Origin of the sequence: Winogradskyella luteola (assembly GCF_019203985.1) — a bacterium.
GTDB lineage: Bacteria > Bacteroidota > Bacteroidia > Flavobacteriales > Flavobacteriaceae > Winogradskyella > Winogradskyella luteola.
On record NZ_JAGSPD010000003.1, the window covers coordinates 217,697 to 235,092 of the forward strand.

The window sequence follows — 17,396 nt, forward strand, 5'->3', positions numbered from 1 at the left end:
TATGCAAAAGTACATGAATTTTTTTATTCAAAAATTCTCTAGGAACGATTGTATAAATTTTGTGTACTAAAAAGTAGTTAATTATGTAAAGCTAAATTTTGCCCCTATTTATAGCGAATTTTAGTTGCTTACAGAAAAAATGTATTAAAATACGAACAGGTATTAATGAGTATTGCAGAAATAGATTTACACTCCGCATTAAAAAAGTACTTTGGTTTTTCGGGATTTAAAGGGCTTCAAGAAGAAGTTATAAAAAACGTCGTAGCAGGTAATAATACCTTTGTTATTATGCCTACTGGTGGTGGAAAATCATTGTGCTACCAGTTGCCGGCTTTAATAAAAGAAGGGACGGCTATTGTAGTGTCACCACTTATTGCTTTGATGAAAAATCAGGTTGATGCCATTAGAGCAGTATCTGAACATGAAGGAGTAGCGCACGTTTTAAATTCATCATTGAATAAAACAGAAGTTAAACGTGTAAAAGACGATATTGTAAATGGCGTTACCAAATTGCTTTATGTGGCACCAGAATCATTGACCAAAGAAGAATATGTTGACTTTTTAAGAACGGTCAAGATTTCTTTCATGGCTGTAGACGAAGCGCACTGTATTAGTGAATGGGGACACGATTTTAGACCAGAGTACAGAAACCTTCGGCATATTATTAAGCGTATAGGAGACGATATTCCTATTGTTGGTCTAACAGCTACAGCAACCCCAAAAGTGCAAGAAGATATTCTTAAAAACCTTGGGATGAGTGATGCTGTAACGTTTAAGGCTTCATTTAATCGTCCAAATTTATATTACGAAGTACGTCCAAAAACAAAGAATGTAGATGCCGATATTATTCGTTTTATTAAACAGAATGAGGGCAAATCCGGTATTGTATATTGTTTAAGCAGAAAACGTGTTGAAGAATTGGCACAAGTACTTCAGGTTAATGGTATTAAAGCCGTGCCTTATCATGCAGGATTAGATGCTAAAACCAGAGTGAAGCATCAAGATATGTTCTTAATGGAAGATACCGATGTTGTTGTGGCTACTATTGCCTTTGGGATGGGAATTGATAAACCCGATGTACGTTTTGTAATACATCACGATATTCCTAAAAGTATAGAAAGTTATTATCAGGAAACTGGACGAGCTGGCCGCGATGGAGGAGAAGGGCACTGTTTGGCTTATTATGCTTATAAAGATATTGAGAAGCTCGAAAAATTTATGTCTGGCAAACCTGTTGCAGAGCAAGAAATTGGTCATGCACTTTTACAAGAAGTAGTTGCTTTTGCTGAGTCATCAATTTCTAGGCGTAAATTCATTTTACATTATTTTGGTGAGGAATTTGATAACGAAACAGGTGAAGGTGGAGATATGGACGATAATGTCCGCAATCCTAAAAATCAGGTTGAAGCCAAAGATGATGTAAAAATACTGTTGCAAACGGTTCAGAATACAAATGAAAAATATAAATCCAAAGATCTGGTACAGGTTATTATCGGTAAAGAAAATGCCTTAATATCTTCGCACAAGACAGATACATTACCGTTTTTTGGAGTTGGTAAAGACAAAGAAGCTAGGCATTGGATGGCTTTAATTCGTCAGGTTATTGTTGCGGGTTATTTAAAAAAGGATATTGAAACCTACGGTGTATTGCGACTAAGTGATACAGGCAAAGCGTTTATAGAAAATCCAAAATCCTTTATGATGGCAGAAGACCATGTGTTTGATGATACTACAAATGATGGTATTATCACAAACTCTAAAGGAGGTGGTGCGGCAGCCGACGAAAAGTTAATGACCATGCTCAAAGATTTACGAAAACGTAATGCAAAACGTTTGGGTGTTCCGCCTTTTGTGATTTTTCAAGATCCTTCTTTAGAAGATATGGCTTTAAAATACCCTATCACCTTAGAAGAATTATCCAATGTTCATGGGGTTGGTGAAAGTAAGGCCAAAAAGTACGGTAAGGACTTTATTGCTCTCATTGCAGATTATGTTGAAGAAAATGATGTGATGCGACCAGAAGATTTGGTGGTGAAGTCAACGGGATCCAACTCTGCATTAAAGCTATACATTATTCAGAATGTAGATAGAAAACTACGACTCGATGATATAGCATCATCTAAAGGTATGGAAATGCCAGATTTTATAAAGGAAATGGAAGCCATTGTCTATTCTGGTACCAAACTGAATATCAACTACTGGATTGATGAAATTTTAGACGAAGACCAACAGGAAGAAATCCACGACTATTTTATGGAGTCCGAAAGTGATAAAATCTCTGATGCCGTTGAAGAATTTGATGGAGACTACGAAGACGAGGAACTACGCTTATATCGTATTAAGTTTATGAGTGAAGTGGCTAATTAGACTATAGTTTACAGTCGCAGTATCCGGTTTCAAAATTTAGATTTTAGTATTTAAAGTTTGATAATTTACTCTTCTTCATCAGAGGTAATGTACTTGTTAAAAGAAAGCTCCTGCTTTTTAACTTTCAACAAAATGCTGGTCAATTTTGCGTCCTGTAAGTTTTTAATATCGGTTTCCTCTACCTGAAAATCTATTTTAGTGACATGTCTACCTTTAACATCGGTAAATTCAGACTCAAACTCTATGGAATCCGAATCTAATTGTAATTCAAAATTATCACTGAGAAATATAAGCTTTGCTCCATTTTTTACCTTAATTTTTAATTGACCAACAATTACGGTTTGGAAAAAATGATAGCCGCCAAGTTCATTTAAGCCAGCATAAAGTACATTGTGTTCTGAAACTGCATAAGGTGTATTCTCAACAGCTTCTATTATTACTTCGATGCTGTCATTGTTTTCTGTTTCTGTTTCTGCTTTTCCAAAAAGTTTTGAAAATGAAAATCCCATGTGAAATTTTTTGCCAAAGCTAAGGAAAAAATAAGTTTTTATTGATGAGATTGCCGCGTCCTTCGTCCTCACAATGGCATCAGGATTTTTTTAATTAGAGATTACAGTTTTGCACGTTGTGTTTCGTGCGTACAATTCGCCAATCTAAATTCGTAAATCATAAATCATTGATTATCTTTGCAGCCTTAAATAAAAGAAAACACAATGCAAGACGGTTTATACGCAAAATTTAACACCTCGAAAGGTGAAATAGTAGTGAATTTAGAGTTTGAAAAAACTCCGGGAACAGTAGGTAATTTCGTGGCACTAGCAGAAGGTAATTTAGAAAATTCGGCTAAACCACAGGGTACACCTTATTATGATGGATTAAAATTCCACAGGGTCATTCCAGATTTTATGATACAAGGAGGTTGTCCTCAAGGTACGGGAACAGGAAGTCCTGGTTATAAGTTTGATGATGAAATCCATCCAGATTTAAAGCACGATGCACCGGGAAAACTATCCATGGCCAATGCTGGGCCTGGCACTAACGGAAGCCAATTTTTTATAACCCATGTGGAAACACCTTGGTTAGATGGTAAGCATACCGTTTTTGGTAATGTGGTAGAAGGACAAGATGTTGTAGATGCTATTGCACAAGGTGATGCTATTGAAAGTCTTGAAATTATAAGAGAAGGTAAAGCAGCTGAAGATTTTAATGCTATTGAAGCTTTTAGAACTTTTGAAGGCGCACGTGAGAAGCGTATTGCGGTAGAACGCGAAGCTGCCAAAGCTGAGCTAGATAAATTGGCAGCTGGTTTTGACGAAACTGCATCAGGATTGCGTTACAAAGTGATTCAAAAAGGTGATGGTCAAAAAGCAGAAAAAGGGAATATGGTGTCTGTACACTATAAAGGACAATTGGCAGATGGAACTGTATTTGATTCGTCTTACAAACGAAATTCTCCATTAGATTTTCAAGTAGGAGTAGGACAAGTTATTCCAGGTTGGGATGAAGGTATTTGTTTGCTTAATGTGGGTGATAAAGCACGTTTGGTAATACCAAGTGACTTAGCTTATGGTTCTGCTGGTGCTGGAGGTGTAATTCCACCAAATGCTACTTTGGTTTTTGATGTAGAACTAATGGGTGTGAATTAAGCACATTTTATAGTCACTTTGGTAACAAAACTTAAAAAGAATCGTCTCACTTTTAGTGAGACTTTTTTTTGCTCATATTTTTAGACTAATCAATCCAATCATAAATGAAATTAAAAGCTGTAATCTTAGTAATGCTATTAACAACAGTGTTCTACAGTTGCTCAAATTCTGTTGAATATTCTGAAGTTTTTAAAAAAGAAACTTCGGGAAAGTACAGTTATAATCCAAATGAGGTTATAGAGGTGTCTTACGAAGGTAACAATATCTACATTAACTGGCGAGGTGGTAAGCTTAAAACCATTTCATTAAGTGAAGATGAATTTTATGTCGCCGATATGAATAAGAAATTACGTTTTGTTGAGCATCCAGAAACTGAAGCACAATATTTGTCTGTGGTATCTGAAGATGATACCAAAACCACTTACGATTATCGTAAAATGCCAGATGATTATATGACACCAAGTATGCACCTTAAAGCTGGTAATTACGAAGCTGCATTAGAAGGCTTTTTAGAAATTAAAAGACAAGATTCATTAAGTCCATTTATAAATGAATGGGATTTTAACAGACTTGGCTATGATTATTTTGGGAAGGGTAAATATAAGGATGCAATTGCCGTTTTTACAATGAACACAAAATTACATCCTACAAGCGATAATGTGTATGATAGTTTAGCTGAGGCTTATTTATTTACAGGTGATAGTCTACAAGCCTACCATAATTACAAAAAAGCATTACAATTTAATACGGGTAACCGACGTGCAAAACGCTTTTTAAAGGTTTATAGACCAAAGCAAGAATTAGATAGCGTTCAGAATGATTAACCTATAAACTATAGTTGTGTATAATTTAAAGGTTTTTCATTTATATCATAAGTTATTGAAACAATACATACCTGGGCGGCACAAGTCCGTTTAATCGCATATAGACGAGCATTTGTCCCCTATGATGGGTAATATGGTCGGTCAGTAATAATAGAATCTGTCGTTTGGTTCTGGTCAATCCAAAGTAATCGAGTTTATTGTTAAGTAGATCTACATCAAACTCAGATATTAATTTAATAGAGTCGTCAAATGTTTTGTTGATCAATTCTATCATCTCTTCTTTAGATTTATTGGCAACCTTAAACACAGTATCTGTGCTCCAATCCCTAGGTTCTCGTCCACCCAATAATGACTGGCTATGCCAATCCATCGCATAACCTATATGCAATAGGTTTTCTGCAAAAGTTAATGAATCTGGTGACGCCTTAAAATTATATTTATCCTCAGGCATTATTTCTGCGACAAGAGTTAAATATTTACGAGAATTTTCTAAGCGTTCTAAATAGTCCTTTATAAAATCATTTTGCTGAGCAAATAGAGGTGAAGAAATAATACCTAAAAGTATAAAGCTTGTAAGTGTTATTATCTTTTTCATGGCATTTAGATGTTGTTTAAGTTGTTTTTATGAATACTTTTTTGAAATTTAAATCAATAATTTCTGCTACAATGAGTTATTAACACATTATTAGGTAATGTTTTGTCTCGCGCCTATTAAAAGTATCACTTTTTATTATTTACTAAACTGATTTGTGCTGTTAGGTCCGACCCAGCAACACTTCAACTATGATTTATATAGTTGTCTAAAATTGCTCATTGGTTAATTCCATATTTACAACAGCACCAACAATGTTTCCAGATGCAACAGCATTAGCTACGGAACGCATTCTTGAGCAGTTGTCACCACAGGCAAATACACCTTCAATAGTTGTTCTATACATCGTGTCTACTTGTATATATCCCTGTTCGTTAAGTTCACAACCCAGTAATTCTGGTATGTCTGAATGTTGTTTAAATGGAAGTGGTGCATAAGTTGCTTCAAAAGGTTCTCTGCTATTATCATTAAAGATTACATTTTTAATATATCCATTCTCATGTTCTATTTCTGTGATTTCCTTTTCAATAATTCTTATGTTGTTCTTATTTAATTTTGCCATTTGTTCGGGGTCAAATATAGCTTTTCCCCTAGTTAATATACCAAGATCATCAGTAAGGTTATTGACCAAAGATGCTAAGTGAAATGCCATTTCTCCATTAGCTATGATTCCTGTTTTTTTATTTTTTATTTCGTAACCATGGCAATATGGACAGTGGACTACTGAAATTCCCCAACAATCTGAAAATCCTTTAATTGATGACATTATATCTTTAATTCCGGTAGCAAAAATCAATTTTTTAGTTTCAAATTCTTTTCCAGATGCTGTGAGGATATGAAAAGTATTGTTTGCTTGTTTTCCTTTAATTGCTATTTCTTCAATGAAATTTACCGTATTATATTTTAAAACTTGAGATTTTGCCTTTTGTGAAATTTCTTTTGGTGTAGCTCCATCTTGCGTTATAAAGTTTTGTGAATGAGGTGTTTGCCGGTTGCAAGGTAAACCGCTGTCAATGATTAAAACATTGCGTAATGAACGCCCAAGTGCCATGGCTGCTGATAGGCCTGAGTAACTACCACCTACTATTATGGCTTCAAACTTTTTTGGTGTATTCATATCATTATAATTTTTAAAACTGTTTATTGAAGTCGGAAGCGTAAATGCTAAAGCAGCCATACTTATTTGTTTTAGCATTTCTCTTCTAGTCATTAAATTTAATTTAATGCAATTATGTCGCATTAGTGTGTTTGCAAATATAGAAACATTTTGTATTATTGCAATAAAGTCGCAATAATAATTTTATAATGAAAAGAAGAAATACGGCTACAAAAGAAGCAGTGCTCTCAGTTTTAAATTCGTCGGATAAAGCGATGAGTCAAGGGGCAATTGAAAAGAAAATAGGTGTTAACATTAATAGAGCTACTATTTACAGAGTACTTAATCGCTATTGTGAAGATGGTGTTTTGCATAGGATTGTTGCAGATAATGGCAAGCAATATTTTGCACTTTGTGAGGAATGTGATAAGCATCGAAAACCTTTACATCATTTTCATTTTCGTTGTGAAAAATGTGAAACTATAGAATGTTTACCTGAGCCTGTGCATTTTTCATTATCAAATGCTTATGTTGTAGAAAAAGTTAACTGTGTTCTTACAGGAATTTGTAAAGATTGTAGCAAGTTTTAGCTATTGATGAATTATACATAATGGACATTTGGACGGATTTAGCACAGGCGTTAACTATTCCGATTGGATTTTCGGACATGGTTTCTGGGCTCGTCAATAGGCTCGATGTAGGTTTTGTTGAAGGATAGTTGTACATCCAACTGAAAAGGTGTACCTCCATGAACCACTATTTCGCAACCTTTTGTGAAGTCTTTTAATTGATTTTTGTTTTCAACTTTTAAAGGAAGAATTTTAAGATTTTCTGCGTTTGGTAAATCTTTTAAGTGCTCATATTTTTCTGTTTTGGAAATATCAGTGGCAGAGACCCTGACCTTAAAACCTTCTTGTAAAAACTTCTTTGTAGTATGGCTTCCAATGAAGCCAGAACCACCAATAATTCCAACTGTTTTCATATTTTCTATTACTTTGTAGTTCATAATTTTTCTCAAATGGCATACAACAATTACCGAAAAAAAGTCTTTTGCCCCAAAATATTTTTACTTCAAATTACTGAAAATAAGTGAAACCAAATGTGATGTAGTAATTATTCAATAATACCGGCACAGCTTACGCGAGCACCAGCTGCTCCTGAGGGTTGCGATGTGTAATCGTCTGTACCTTCATGTACAATCACAGCTTTTCCCAAAATATCCTTGGTCTCGTCACCGCAGCCAATACACCATTGGTCTGTAGTCATTGTAACTGTACCTTTACCGTCAGCTACGACTTTAAAATTACCAATATCACCTTTGTGATAACCTGTTTCAGCATTCCACTTCCCATGAGGTTGTCCGGTTGGATTCCAGTGACCGCCAGAAGATTTTCCATCAGGTGATGTACAATCTGCTTTTTCATGAATGTGTATGGCGTGTTCACCTTCGCTCAAACCTGTCATATAAGCGGTCATACTTACAATTCCGTCTTTTTCTTTAAAGGTTACTGTACCTTCAACTTGGCTGTCACTTTTGGGTGATAAACTGATGGTTAATTCTTTTTTTGTCGAGGCTTCTTTTACAACCTCTTCCACTTCAGTTTCTTTTACTTCTTCTTTTTTGTTCTCCTTACAAGATGTTGCAAATACAAGTGCAAAAGCAATAGCAGCTAACGTTATGTTTTTCATGATTGGATAATTTTAGTTTTTAGTAAAGTTAATAATATCACAGCGCTTCTGCAAATGCCAATTCAAAACTTCTTTAGCCATAATTTAGGGTCTTTAACGCCTCGTTTTAAATTTTCAGTAAGCAATATGGCCTTATCAATACGTTTTTGTGAGGATTTGTATCGAGAAATCGTATATATAATACTTCGTTGGCGACCAGGTGTAAGATCTTCAAAAATTGTATAGGCTTCATAATCGCTTAGTAGAACGGCCTTGAGTTCTTCTGACATTTCCACACCATATTTCGATGTGTCTTCAAATACCTGAATTGTAAAATAATCGTTCATAAAAACCTCGAGCTCTTTTTGCTTGGCTTTACTAAAATACATGCGATACAAGCCACTTTTTTCACGTTTTAGAGCAGCATAGAACTCAATTTCATTATGAGGAGATGAAGCTTTAACCTTTATGCGTTTATGTTTGTTTTCAATAAATTCTGTGATGTGCTTATCTGGTAAAATCACACTTTGTTTATCAGCCAAGGAGACTTCAAAAGGTTTACTTTTTAGCATAATACCTCTGATTAAATCGTTTACATGACAAATATCATATTTTTTAAGCACATGTAGATTTAATTTTGAATATTGAAGTCAACGCTTATGTGCCAATCTTTAGTTAATAAATATAATGTTGCGGGCCCAAGGTACACCAGTTACCCTACAGTTCCGTATTGGGATATTAATACATTTTCGTTACAGCTATGGAAAACATCCTTGCAAAAATCATTTGAAGAGAGTAATGATTCTGAAGGTTTGAGTTTGTATTTACATTTGCCATTTTGCGAAAGCCTATGTACGTTTTGTGGTTGCCATAAGCGTATTACAAAACGGCATGAAGTAGAATCTCCTTATATAAAGGCACTCCTAAAAGAATGGAGTTTGTACAGAAAACTTCTGGGAGGTAAGCCAAAAATTAAAGAGTTACATCTCGGTGGTGGTACCCCTACGTTTTTTTCACCACAAAATTTAGAGTTTTTAATTTCTGAATTACTAAAAGTATCTGATTTGGCAGAAAACTATGAGTTTAGTTTTGAAGGTCATCCAAACAACACAACCGAAGCACACCTTAAAACCTTATATGATTTAGGATTTAGACGTGTAAGCTTTGGAGTTCAGGATTATAACCTAAAAGTCCAGAAGGCCATCAATCGTGTTCAGCCTTTTGAAAATGTAAAGCGTGTTACAGAATTGGCAAGACAGATAGGTTACACTTCCGTGGGACATGATATTATTTTTGGATTACCATTTCAAACGGAAGCAGATGTTGTAGAAACCATAAGAAAAACGGAAGCTTTGATGCCAGATCGCATAGCATTTTATAGCTATGCACATGTACCTTGGATAAAAGGGAATGGCCAACGTGGCTTTAAGGACGGGGATTTACCAAGTGGTGAATCCAAGCGCCAGCAATATGAAACAGGAAAGCATTTATTGGAGCAAGTTGGCTATGAAGAGATAGGAATGGACCATTTTGCACTTAAGAAAGATTCGCTTTACCAAGCCATGGAAACCGAAACCTTGCATCGTAATTTTATGGGATATACAGCCTCTAAAACTCAGGCCATGATTGGTCTAGGCGTATCCTCAATTAGCGATAGTTGGTATGGATTTGCCCAGAATGTAAAATCAATAGAGGACTATTATCATTTAGTGAATGAGGATATTATACCTGTTTATCGTGGACATATTTTGAATGCTGAAGATCTTATAATTAGAAAGCATATTCTTAATTTAATGTGCCATTTTAAAACCTCTTGGTTACATGCTGAAATGGCATTTAAAGAACTACCAGAAGTCCTTATAAAACTTAAAGAATTTGAACAAGACGGTTTAATTGAGTTTGAAAGAAGGCAAGTAACCGTAACAGAAAAAGGGAAACCTTTTATTAGAAATATTTGTATGGCGTTTGATTTGCTTCTACAGCGTAAAAAACCAAATACTCAGTTGTTTTCTATGACTATTTAAAAACTGATATTATGAAAAAAATTATTGTACCCGTAGACTTTTCTGAGCATTCAGAATATGCTTTAGAAGCCGCAGCTTATATTGCTAAAAAGCACCATTCTAAACTGATTGTTTTGCATATGCTGGAATTGTCCAATGCTATTATTTCGGTAGGTAATGATACGTTAAACGAAGAGGCTGTATTTTACTTAAAGTTAGCCGAGAAAAAGTTTGAAGAATTTTTAGATAAACCATACTTAGATGGTATTGAAGTCGCACCAATAGTTAAACATTTTAAAGTATGGAGTGAAGTTAATGATGTTGCCAATGAGCACAATGCTAATCTTATAGTAATGGGTTCTCACGGAGCCAGTGGAATTAAGGAAGTTTTAGTGGGTTCTAATACCGAAAAGGTGGTACGTTATTCAGATGTGCCTGTTTTAGTGATAAAACACAACCCTATTTTAATGGAGTTTGAAAACGGAGTATTTGCAAGCGACTTTTCCGATGCAGCTGTTACTCCATACCTTAAAGCAAAAGTAACATTTGATAAGCTTAAAGTGAAAATGCACCTGGTTTATGTGAACTCACCAGACGGTAATTTTAAAAGCTCCACAGAAATAGATAAACAGGTTTCTAGATTCTTGAAGAAAGCAGATGGTGATTTAGAAAATTTGAGTAAAGTAAATGTAGTTTCAGATTATTCTATAGAAAAGGGCATCTTAAACTATGCTAATGTTATTGGAGCTGATGTTATTGCCGTAGCTACACATGGTAGAAAAGGCTTGGCACATTTCTTAGAAGGCAGTATTTCTGAGGATATAGCTAACCATTCTACATTGCCGGTAATGACCTTTAAAATATAATACTTGATATTTGTTAGTTAGTGATTTTGTAATGTCAAGTTAAAACACCAAGGATTAGATTCTCTGGTGTTTTTTATTTTAAATTAACACAGCTTAATATAAATATATTAATGGCATTCTATAGCACTCGAAACTGTTTCAACAACCGGAATGGGAGAGAGGTAAGGAATTCCCAAACCTAGACCACGAAGGATAAACAAAACTCCAATGATTATCACAAAAAAAGGAATTGCTTTTTGGATGCGTTGTTTTACAGTGTGGTTTAGAAATTTTCCTAAATATATCGCTGAAGTCATTAAGGGTATGGTTCCTAATCCAAATAAAATCATATAAAAACTTCCTTGGAGTAAACTCCCCGTTGCTATGGCTCCAAAAACGGCCATATATACCAAACCACAAGGTAAAAACCCATTTAAAAAACCAATAGTTAAAAATGTATCTGCTGTCTTCTTTTTTAAGGCTTTACCCAAATTTGACTTTACTTTTGATATGAGTTTGTTTAAGGGTTGGGACAAATTATACTTACCTATAGTTTTATAAGGTATAATTACCAAGACAATCATAATAATACCAATGGCAATTGATAGCTGTTGCTGAATTCCAAAAATGTAGAGGCTTTTGCCAACCAAGCCAAAAACCAAGCCAATTAAACTATAGGCCAATAATCTTCCAAAATGATAAACACCAATCTGACTTACTTTTTTAAAAGAGTTAGAACGATCTACAGGTAACATAAAGGCAATTGGGCCACACATGCCAACGCAATGTAGACTTCCCAATAGACCTAATATGAGCGCAGAAACTAACACTTTTAGTACACAATTTCTTCTTTAAAAAGATATGGATTAGAATTATACGTCCAATCAATTTTAATGTTCCAGCGACCATCTAGTAAACGTTTGTCAGGTATGAGCAAATTGTGGTCAGATAATGAAATCTTAGTTTCAAAATCCAGATGTTTATTAGGTGGTCTGTATAGGAACACTGTACCTTCAATATTTTTTATGTCCAAATTTTCAGGAAACATAATCACTATACCTTCTTCTGCTTTATGCCAAGAAATATCACTTTTTAGAGTTTTTGAATTTTCTTCTTTTTCAATATCATTTTGAAATTTTAGTTCCTGTTGATAGTAGTCTTCAACGACTAAATCATGGTCGTATTTTTTATCTGTACTCATACTAATAACAAAGTACATAATGAAAGCTATAAAACAAGCAAATGCAATGACGATGGCTGTTCCCCAATTTATTTTCATAACAAAATTTATTTTGCTATCCTGAACTTGTTTCAGGATCTCTTTATTTATCTTTTTAATTATAACTGCGAGGCCCAAGGAAACTAACAGTTGTAGTTTCGATTAATTCCTCATTGCTATAAACGTCTAGTCTCAATTTATTTTTATCGCCAGAGAGATCACTTTGTCTCAATTCTATAAACATGGTGCCTTCAGCAATACCTTGAGCTTCTATTTTAAATGTATCTGAGGTTGATACTAATTTAATTTCTCCCTCAAGACCTCTTAACTTAAAGCTAATGTCTTCTATATTCTCGGTGGTTTTATTCACTAATTTATAGGTAAAGACATTACTTATAATACCATTGTCTTTATGCTCATATAATTGACCTGGTAATCTTAAAACTACAGCTTCAACGTCATTTCTTAAGGCTAGCATTCCTCCTAAAATACCAATTAAAATTACGAGAACTGCTATATAGCCTTTCATACGAGCAGTGAGTTTAAAAGGTGCTTTTTTCTCTATGTTATCTTCACTCGCATATCTAATTAATCCTTTAGGGAGATTAATTTTTTCCATAATGATGTCGCATTCATCGATACAAGCTGTACAATTCACACATTCTAACTGTGTACCATTTCTTATGTCTATTCCCGTTGGGCAAACATGTACACACTGAAAACAGTCTATACAGTCTCCATGACCTAAAGCTGTTCTATCTTCATTTTTTCTAAACTTCTTTCTTCCGTTTTCGCCTTCGCCACGTTTGTGGTCGTAGGCAACAACTATAGATTTGTTATCCAGTAGTACGCCTTGTAATCGCCCATAAGGACATGCGATAATACATACCTGTTCCCTAAACCACGCAAAAATAAAATAAAATACCCCAGTAAAAATCAGTAACGGTATCAAAGTGCCCATGTGCTTAAACGGCCCCTCAACGATATATGCGAGTAATTTATCACTGCCGATTAAATAGGCGAGGAAAACATTTGCGATTAAAAAGGATACAGCTAAAAAAATAAGCCATTTTAAAAGTCGCTTTCTAATCTTTTCTGCATCCCACTTTTGCCTAGCCAGTCGCATTTGTTTGTTTCGATCTCCATCAATCCAATATTCAATACGTCTAAACACCATTTCCATAAAAATGGTCTGTGGACAAATCCATCCACAAAAAATACGACCAAATCCAACGGTAAATAGTGTGATAAATACCACACCAATTATCATTGAAATCACAAACAAATGAAAATCTTGAGGCCAAAACGGAAATCCAAAAATATTGAAACGTCGCTCTAGGACATTAAACAATAAAAATTGATTACCGTTAACCTTTACAAAAGGTGCAGCAAATAGGAACGCCAATAAAACATAGCTAACTATTTTTCGTTTTTCATAAAAATAACCAGAAGGTTTTTTAGGAAATACCCAATTACGTTTACCTTCTTTATTAATGGTACCTATTGAATCTCGAAAAACTTCATTTTCTGGCGTTTCCATTTTTTAGAACAGCATTAGAATTTAATAATTAATAGAAGTCTCTAATGAATCGTTGATAACGTTTTTAACTTCAACTTTTACATCATGTACTTCTTCACCAGTTTCTGTATCTTTTAAGGTGGCGTCTATCCACACTTCACCTTCGGCAGCTTTAGGTTCTGCGGGAGTTGTACCTTGAAATTGAAGAACATAACTGGCTACTTGTGCCATCTCAAGAGGTTTTAACTCAGATTTCCAAGACACCATACCTTTTCCATCACGACCTCCTTCAGAAATTGTTCTAAATACATTTTTAATACCTCCGCCTAAAATCCAATTTTCATCGGTAAGGTTTGGTCCAATTCCGCCACCTCCATCGGCTTTATGGCAAGCTACACAGTTAACTTCAAATATTTTTTTACCAGCATTTAGATCTCCTGCCTCAGTTAATACTTCAACGGTATTAATATCGACTAAATTCTTTGCGGTTCTTTTATATTCTTCAATAGCTCTGTTGGCTTCGGCATATTCAATTTCATATTCAGCAAACTGATCATCAGCATTGAGTACATGGTAACGAATCATGTAAATTACCGCAAAAATTATGGTAAGATAAAAACTATAGACCCACCACGGCGGTAAGTTGTTATCAAGCTCTTTTATACCATCGTAATTGTGGTCTAAGATAATTTCACCCTCTTGTTCAATTGGTTTAGAGCCCAAGAGTTTACTGTATGTATCTTTAATCCATAGACCTAATTTAGAAGGACTATTTCTTTTAGCATCCATACGTGCTCTACCTTCTTCATCTAAACTTTGATACAATATATTATCCATAGAGCTTACTATACCTTCAATGGCAATAAGTATAAGCAGTACTAACAATAAGAATAATAAGATAATTGGTTGTTCCATAAATGCAGGTTGATCACCTGAATCAATGAAGTATTCTACGAGTGCAGCAATGGCAAAAAATACAAGAGGCACTCTTATGTATGATGGGATTAGATTTCTCATGATATAGTGTCGTTTTGGTTATCTAATGGTAAATTACTAACGGTTGATATGTATTCTTTTTTTGCGGTAAATACCCAATAGAATAGTATTACAAAGAAAATAAAGAATATGAGGAGCGATATCATAGGATAGATTTCTATACCTGTGATGCTTTCCATATGATTTTTTACAAATTTTAGCATGACGTTCTTAGTTTTGAGCAGTTTCGTTAGTAATATCCTTTACCTTTATATCGGTTCCTAAACGCTGTAAATAAGCAATCAGCGCTACGATTTCTCGATTTCGCATTTCTACGAAATCTTCACCACCAGCTTGTTTATCTGCCTCATAGGTTTTAACAAAATCAGGATCTGAGTAAAGGTTCTTTTCAATTTGTGTGCCCTGCTCTAACATAGAAGCTTGTGCATTGGCAATATCCTCTTCAGTATAAGGTACTCCTAAACTTACCATGGTTTCCATTTTCTTTTCGGTCATGGACTTATCCAACTCGTTTTTTACCAACCATTGATAAGCAGGCATAATGGAACCACTAGAGGTGCTTTGTGGATCGTACATGTGGTTTAAGTGCCAGTTATCGGAATATTTGCCACCAATCCTGTGCAGATCTGGCCCAGTACGTTTACTTCCCCAAAGGAATGGGTGATCATATACAAACTCGCCTGCTTTGGAGTATTCTCCATAGCGTTCTACTTCACTTCTAAACGGACGTATCATTTGAGAGTGGCAGCCAACACAGCCCTCTCTAATATATAGGTCACGACCTTCCAACTCCAGAGGTGTGTAAGGTTGTACGCTGCTAATAGTAGGAATATTAGACTTTACAACAATTGTTGGTATAATTTGAACAATACCACCAATTAATATTGCTATCGTAGCATATATGGTTAACATAACTGGTTTACGCTCTAACCAAGTGTGCCAACCTTCACCAGCTACACGTCTTTTAGATACACGTTGTAAAGCGGGTGCTTCTGCCAACTCATCAGTGACTTTATTCTCGGATTTTACAACAGTCATTATGATGTTATAGACAAGTATTAGCATACCAGTGATATAAAGTGTGCCACCAATGGCACGCATCCAGTACATTGGCATTATTTCAGTTACTGTTTCTAAGAAATTACCGTAAACCAAAGTTCCGTCTGGATTAAATTGTTTCCACATACTAGCTTGAGCAAAGCCAGCAACATACATTGGTAGTGCATATAGTATAATACCCAAAGTGCCTATCCAAAAATGCATATTTGCTAAGCCTGTAGAATGTAGTTTTGTTTTAAATAATCTTGGAATTAACCAATAGATCATACCAAAAGCAAGGAATCCATTCCAGGCTAATGCACCTACGTGCACATGGGCAATAATCCAATCGGTAAAGTGCGCAATAGCATTTACGTTTTTAAGTGAAAGCATTGGACCCTCAAATGTTGCCATACCGTAACCAGTGATTGCAACAACCATAAATTTAAGAACGGGATCAGTACGTACTTTATCCCATGCTCCACGTAAAGTCAACAATCCATTAATCATACCTCCCCAAGATGGTGCGATTAACATTACTGAAAACGCAACACCCAAATGCTGAGCCCACTCTGGTAAAGCGGTATATAATAAATGGTGAGGTCCAGCCCAGATATATATAAAGATTAATGACCAAAAGTGAACAATAGATAAGCGATAAGAATATACTGGACGATTCGCTGCTTTAGGCACAAAATAGTACATCAATCCGAGGAAAGGTGTTGTTAAGAAAAATGCAACAGCATTATGTCCGTACCACCATTGTACTAAGGCATCTTGTACGCCAGCATAAACAGAATAACTCTTCAGTCCGCTTACAGGCAATTCTAAACTGTTAAAAATATGAAGTACAGCAACGGTAACAAAGGTTGCAAGGTAGAACCAAATAGCTACATACAAATGTCTTTGACGACGCTTTAGAATTGTGGCGATCATATTAACACCAAACGCAACCCATACTAAAGCAATGGCAATATCAAAAGGCCACTCAAGCTCTGCATACTCTTTTGAGGTTGTTATACCCAAAGGCAAGGTGACTGCTGCTCCCACAATGATTAATTGCCAAGCCCAAAAATTGAAATTACTAAGAAAATCACTAAACATTCTTGCTTTTAGTAAACGCTGTAATGAGTAATATACACCTGCAAAAATTGCGTTACCTACAAAGGCAAAAATCACAGCATTAGTGTGTAACGGTCTTAAACGACCAAAACTTAGCCACGATATTCCATCCGTCATATTTGGGAATAAAAACATAAAGGCCAGAATAAGGCCTACCAGCATACCAACAACGCCCCAAAGTATGGTGGCGTAGAGGAATTTTTTAACGATTTTATTATCGTAATAGAATTGTTGCATCTCCATATTAAAAAAATTAGTCAGTTTTTATATCTGTTGATTTTTCGGTTTCTGATTTTACGAGTTCGTCTTCAAAGAGCATACGTACTGAAGGCGTATAACTATCATCATACTGTCCTGATTTCACAGCGGCAATGAATATGAAAAAGAAAGCAACGCCCACAATGACACTAACAGTTAGTAAAATATATATAACACTCATACCTATTTTGAAGTTATGGCTC

At 35.1% G+C, this 17,396-nt stretch carries 19 protein-coding genes; 6 read left to right on the top strand and 13 right to left on the bottom strand.

All coding sequences use genetic code 11. The features are described 5' to 3' along the window. Positions 1–165 precede the first annotated feature (165 nt). Complete coding sequence (recQ, locus tag KCG49_RS05100) at positions 166–2,367, top strand: DNA helicase RecQ (RefSeq protein ID WP_218545118.1); 2,202 nt, start codon at positions 166–168, stop codon at positions 2,365–2,367. 65 nt (positions 2,368–2,432) lie between these two features. Here recQ and KCG49_RS05105 read toward each other — a convergent pair whose 3' ends face one another. Next, positions 2,433–2,876 (bottom strand): hypothetical protein, encoded by a 444-nt coding sequence (locus tag KCG49_RS05105; RefSeq protein ID WP_218545119.1) that lies wholly within the window; start codon positions 2,874–2,876, stop codon positions 2,433–2,435. Between the two features lie 204 nt (positions 2,877–3,080). On the opposite strand from KCG49_RS05105, the gene KCG49_RS05110 reads away from it, so the two are divergent. After that, positions 3,081–4,013, top strand: coding sequence for a peptidylprolyl isomerase (locus KCG49_RS05110; RefSeq protein ID WP_218545120.1), 933 nt, complete (start codon positions 3,081–3,083; stop codon positions 4,011–4,013). Between the two features lie 104 nt (positions 4,014–4,117). Continuing rightward, positions 4,118–4,837 (top strand): tetratricopeptide repeat protein, encoded by a 720-nt coding sequence (locus tag KCG49_RS05115; RefSeq protein ID WP_218545121.1) that lies wholly within the window; start codon positions 4,118–4,120, stop codon positions 4,835–4,837. 52 nt (positions 4,838–4,889) lie between these two features. Here KCG49_RS05115 and KCG49_RS05120 read toward each other — a convergent pair whose 3' ends face one another. Together KCG49_RS05120 and KCG49_RS05125 are read right to left on the bottom strand one after the other, a co-directional pair. Then, positions 4,890–5,432 carry a DinB family protein gene (locus KCG49_RS05120; protein WP_218545122.1) on the bottom strand — a complete coding sequence of 181 codons (543 nt, stop codon included), beginning with the start codon at positions 5,430–5,432 and terminating at the stop codon, positions 4,890–4,892. Between the two features lie 205 nt (positions 5,433–5,637). Continuing rightward, positions 5,638–6,546 (bottom strand): NAD(P)/FAD-dependent oxidoreductase, encoded by a 909-nt coding sequence (locus KCG49_RS05125; RefSeq protein ID WP_256259888.1) that lies wholly within the window; start codon positions 6,544–6,546, stop codon positions 5,638–5,640. Between the two features lie 188 nt (positions 6,547–6,734). Here KCG49_RS05125 and KCG49_RS05130 point away from each other — a divergent pair, with 188 nt between their 5' ends. Further along, positions 6,735–7,115, top strand: a complete 381-nt coding sequence (locus KCG49_RS05130) for a Fur family transcriptional regulator (protein WP_218545124.1) — start codon at positions 6,735–6,737, stop codon at positions 7,113–7,115. A gap of 50 nt (positions 7,116–7,165) precedes the next feature. Here KCG49_RS05130 and KCG49_RS05135 read toward each other — a convergent pair whose 3' ends face one another. From KCG49_RS05135 to KCG49_RS05145, 3 genes are all read right to left on the bottom strand, one after another. Further along, complete coding sequence (locus tag KCG49_RS05135; protein WP_256259872.1) at positions 7,166–7,531, bottom strand: NAD-dependent epimerase/dehydratase family protein; 366 nt, start codon at positions 7,529–7,531, stop codon at positions 7,166–7,168. Between the two features lie 107 nt (positions 7,532–7,638). Then, positions 7,639–8,214 carry a superoxide dismutase family protein gene (locus tag KCG49_RS05140; RefSeq protein WP_218545125.1) on the bottom strand — a complete coding sequence of 192 codons (576 nt, stop codon included), beginning with the start codon at positions 8,212–8,214 and terminating at the stop codon, positions 7,639–7,641. Between the two features lie 62 nt (positions 8,215–8,276). After that, complete coding sequence (locus KCG49_RS05145; RefSeq protein WP_218545126.1) at positions 8,277–8,765, bottom strand: YdeI/OmpD-associated family protein; 489 nt, start codon at positions 8,763–8,765, stop codon at positions 8,277–8,279. An 87-nt stretch (positions 8,766–8,852) separates the two neighbouring features. On the opposite strand from KCG49_RS05145, the gene hemN reads away from it, so the two are divergent. Then, a complete protein-coding gene (gene hemN, locus KCG49_RS05150; RefSeq protein WP_218545127.1) occupies positions 8,853–10,217 on the top strand; it encodes an oxygen-independent coproporphyrinogen III oxidase in 1,365 nt (454 codons plus the stop codon). Between the two features lie 11 nt (positions 10,218–10,228). Then, entirely contained in the window at positions 10,229–11,062 is an 834-nt protein-coding gene (locus tag KCG49_RS05155; protein WP_218545128.1) for a universal stress protein, read from the top strand. A gap of 107 nt (positions 11,063–11,169) precedes the next feature. Here the strand turns inward: KCG49_RS05155 and KCG49_RS05160 are convergent, their stop codons facing one another. The 7 genes from KCG49_RS05160 to ccoS are packed head-to-tail and all read right to left on the bottom strand — an operon-like array spanning position 11,170 to position 17,374. Next, complete coding sequence (locus KCG49_RS05160) at positions 11,170–11,871, bottom strand: sulfite exporter TauE/SafE family protein (protein WP_218545129.1); 702 nt, start codon at positions 11,869–11,871, stop codon at positions 11,170–11,172. A 2-nt stretch (positions 11,872–11,873) separates the two neighbouring features. Further along, positions 11,874–12,320 (bottom strand): FixH family protein, encoded by a 447-nt coding sequence (locus tag KCG49_RS05165; protein WP_218545130.1) that lies wholly within the window; start codon positions 12,318–12,320, stop codon positions 11,874–11,876. Between the two features lie 55 nt (positions 12,321–12,375). After that, positions 12,376–13,800 carry a cytochrome c oxidase accessory protein CcoG gene (gene ccoG, locus KCG49_RS05170; RefSeq protein WP_218545131.1) on the bottom strand — a complete coding sequence of 475 codons (1,425 nt, stop codon included), beginning with the start codon at positions 13,798–13,800 and terminating at the stop codon, positions 12,376–12,378. A 21-nt stretch (positions 13,801–13,821) separates the two neighbouring features. After that, positions 13,822–14,796, bottom strand: coding sequence for a cbb3-type cytochrome c oxidase N-terminal domain-containing protein (locus tag KCG49_RS05175; protein ID WP_218545132.1), 975 nt, complete (start codon positions 14,794–14,796; stop codon positions 13,822–13,824). Beyond that, a complete protein-coding gene (locus KCG49_RS05180) occupies positions 14,793–14,978 on the bottom strand; it encodes a CcoQ/FixQ family Cbb3-type cytochrome c oxidase assembly chaperone (protein WP_218545133.1) in 186 nt (61 codons plus the stop codon). Before KCG49_RS05180 ends, KCG49_RS05175 begins: the two co-directional genes overlap by 4 nt. A 7-nt stretch (positions 14,979–14,985) precedes the next feature. Continuing rightward, positions 14,986–17,178 (bottom strand): cytochrome-c oxidase, cbb3-type subunit I, encoded by a 2,193-nt coding sequence (gene ccoN, locus KCG49_RS05185; protein ID WP_218545134.1) that lies wholly within the window; start codon positions 17,176–17,178, stop codon positions 14,986–14,988. 10 nt (positions 17,179–17,188) lie between these two features. Then, on the bottom strand, positions 17,189–17,374 hold the full coding sequence (gene ccoS, locus KCG49_RS05190) for a cbb3-type cytochrome oxidase assembly protein CcoS (RefSeq protein ID WP_218545135.1): 186 nt from the start codon (positions 17,372–17,374) through the stop codon (positions 17,189–17,191). Positions 17,375–17,396 lie beyond the last annotated feature (22 nt).

Excerpts from the sequence above, each read along its gene's own strand:
- KCG49_RS05180 (WP_218545133.1), bottom strand. The coding sequence starts at position 14,978 with ATGCTAAAATTTGTAAAAAATCATATGGAAAGCATCACAGGTATAGAA.
- KCG49_RS05175 (WP_218545132.1), bottom strand. The coding sequence starts at position 14,796 with ATGAGAAATCTAATCCCATCATACATAAGAGTGCCTCTTGTATTTTTT.
- KCG49_RS05135 (WP_256259872.1), bottom strand. The coding sequence starts at position 7,531 with ATGAACTACAAAGTAATAGAAAATATGAAAACAGTTGGAATTATTGGT.
- KCG49_RS05155 (WP_218545128.1), top strand. The coding sequence starts at position 10,229 with ATGAAAAAAATTATTGTACCCGTAGACTTTTCTGAGCATTCAGAATAT.
- hemN (WP_218545127.1), top strand. The coding sequence starts at position 8,853 with ATGTGCCAATCTTTAGTTAATAAATATAATGTTGCGGGCCCAAGGTAC.
- recQ (WP_218545118.1), top strand. The coding sequence starts at position 166 with ATGAGTATTGCAGAAATAGATTTACACTCCGCATTAAAAAAGTACTTT.
- ccoN (WP_218545134.1), bottom strand. The coding sequence starts at position 17,178 with ATGGAGATGCAACAATTCTATTACGATAATAAAATCGTTAAAAAATTC.
- KCG49_RS05130 (WP_218545124.1), top strand. The coding sequence starts at position 6,735 with ATGAAAAGAAGAAATACGGCTACAAAAGAAGCAGTGCTCTCAGTTTTA.
- ccoG (WP_218545131.1), bottom strand. The coding sequence starts at position 13,800 with ATGGAAACGCCAGAAAATGAAGTTTTTCGAGATTCAATAGGTACCATT.
- KCG49_RS05110 (WP_218545120.1), top strand. The coding sequence starts at position 3,081 with ATGCAAGACGGTTTATACGCAAAATTTAACACCTCGAAAGGTGAAATA.
- KCG49_RS05145 (WP_218545126.1), bottom strand. The coding sequence starts at position 8,765 with ATGCTAAAAAGTAAACCTTTTGAAGTCTCCTTGGCTGATAAACAAAGT.
- ccoS (WP_218545135.1), bottom strand. The coding sequence starts at position 17,374 with ATGAGTGTTATATATATTTTACTAACTGTTAGTGTCATTGTGGGCGTT.
- KCG49_RS05140 (WP_218545125.1), bottom strand. The coding sequence starts at position 8,214 with ATGAAAAACATAACGTTAGCTGCTATTGCTTTTGCACTTGTATTTGCA.
- KCG49_RS05125 (WP_256259888.1), bottom strand. The coding sequence starts at position 6,546 with ATGAATACACCAAAAAAGTTTGAAGCCATAATAGTAGGTGGTAGTTAC.
- KCG49_RS05105 (WP_218545119.1), bottom strand. The coding sequence starts at position 2,876 with ATGGGATTTTCATTTTCAAAACTTTTTGGAAAAGCAGAAACAGAAACA.
- KCG49_RS05115 (WP_218545121.1), top strand. The coding sequence starts at position 4,118 with ATGAAATTAAAAGCTGTAATCTTAGTAATGCTATTAACAACAGTGTTC.
- KCG49_RS05120 (WP_218545122.1), bottom strand. The coding sequence starts at position 5,432 with ATGAAAAAGATAATAACACTTACAAGCTTTATACTTTTAGGTATTATT.
- KCG49_RS05165 (WP_218545130.1), bottom strand. The coding sequence starts at position 12,320 with ATGAAAATAAATTGGGGAACAGCCATCGTCATTGCATTTGCTTGTTTT.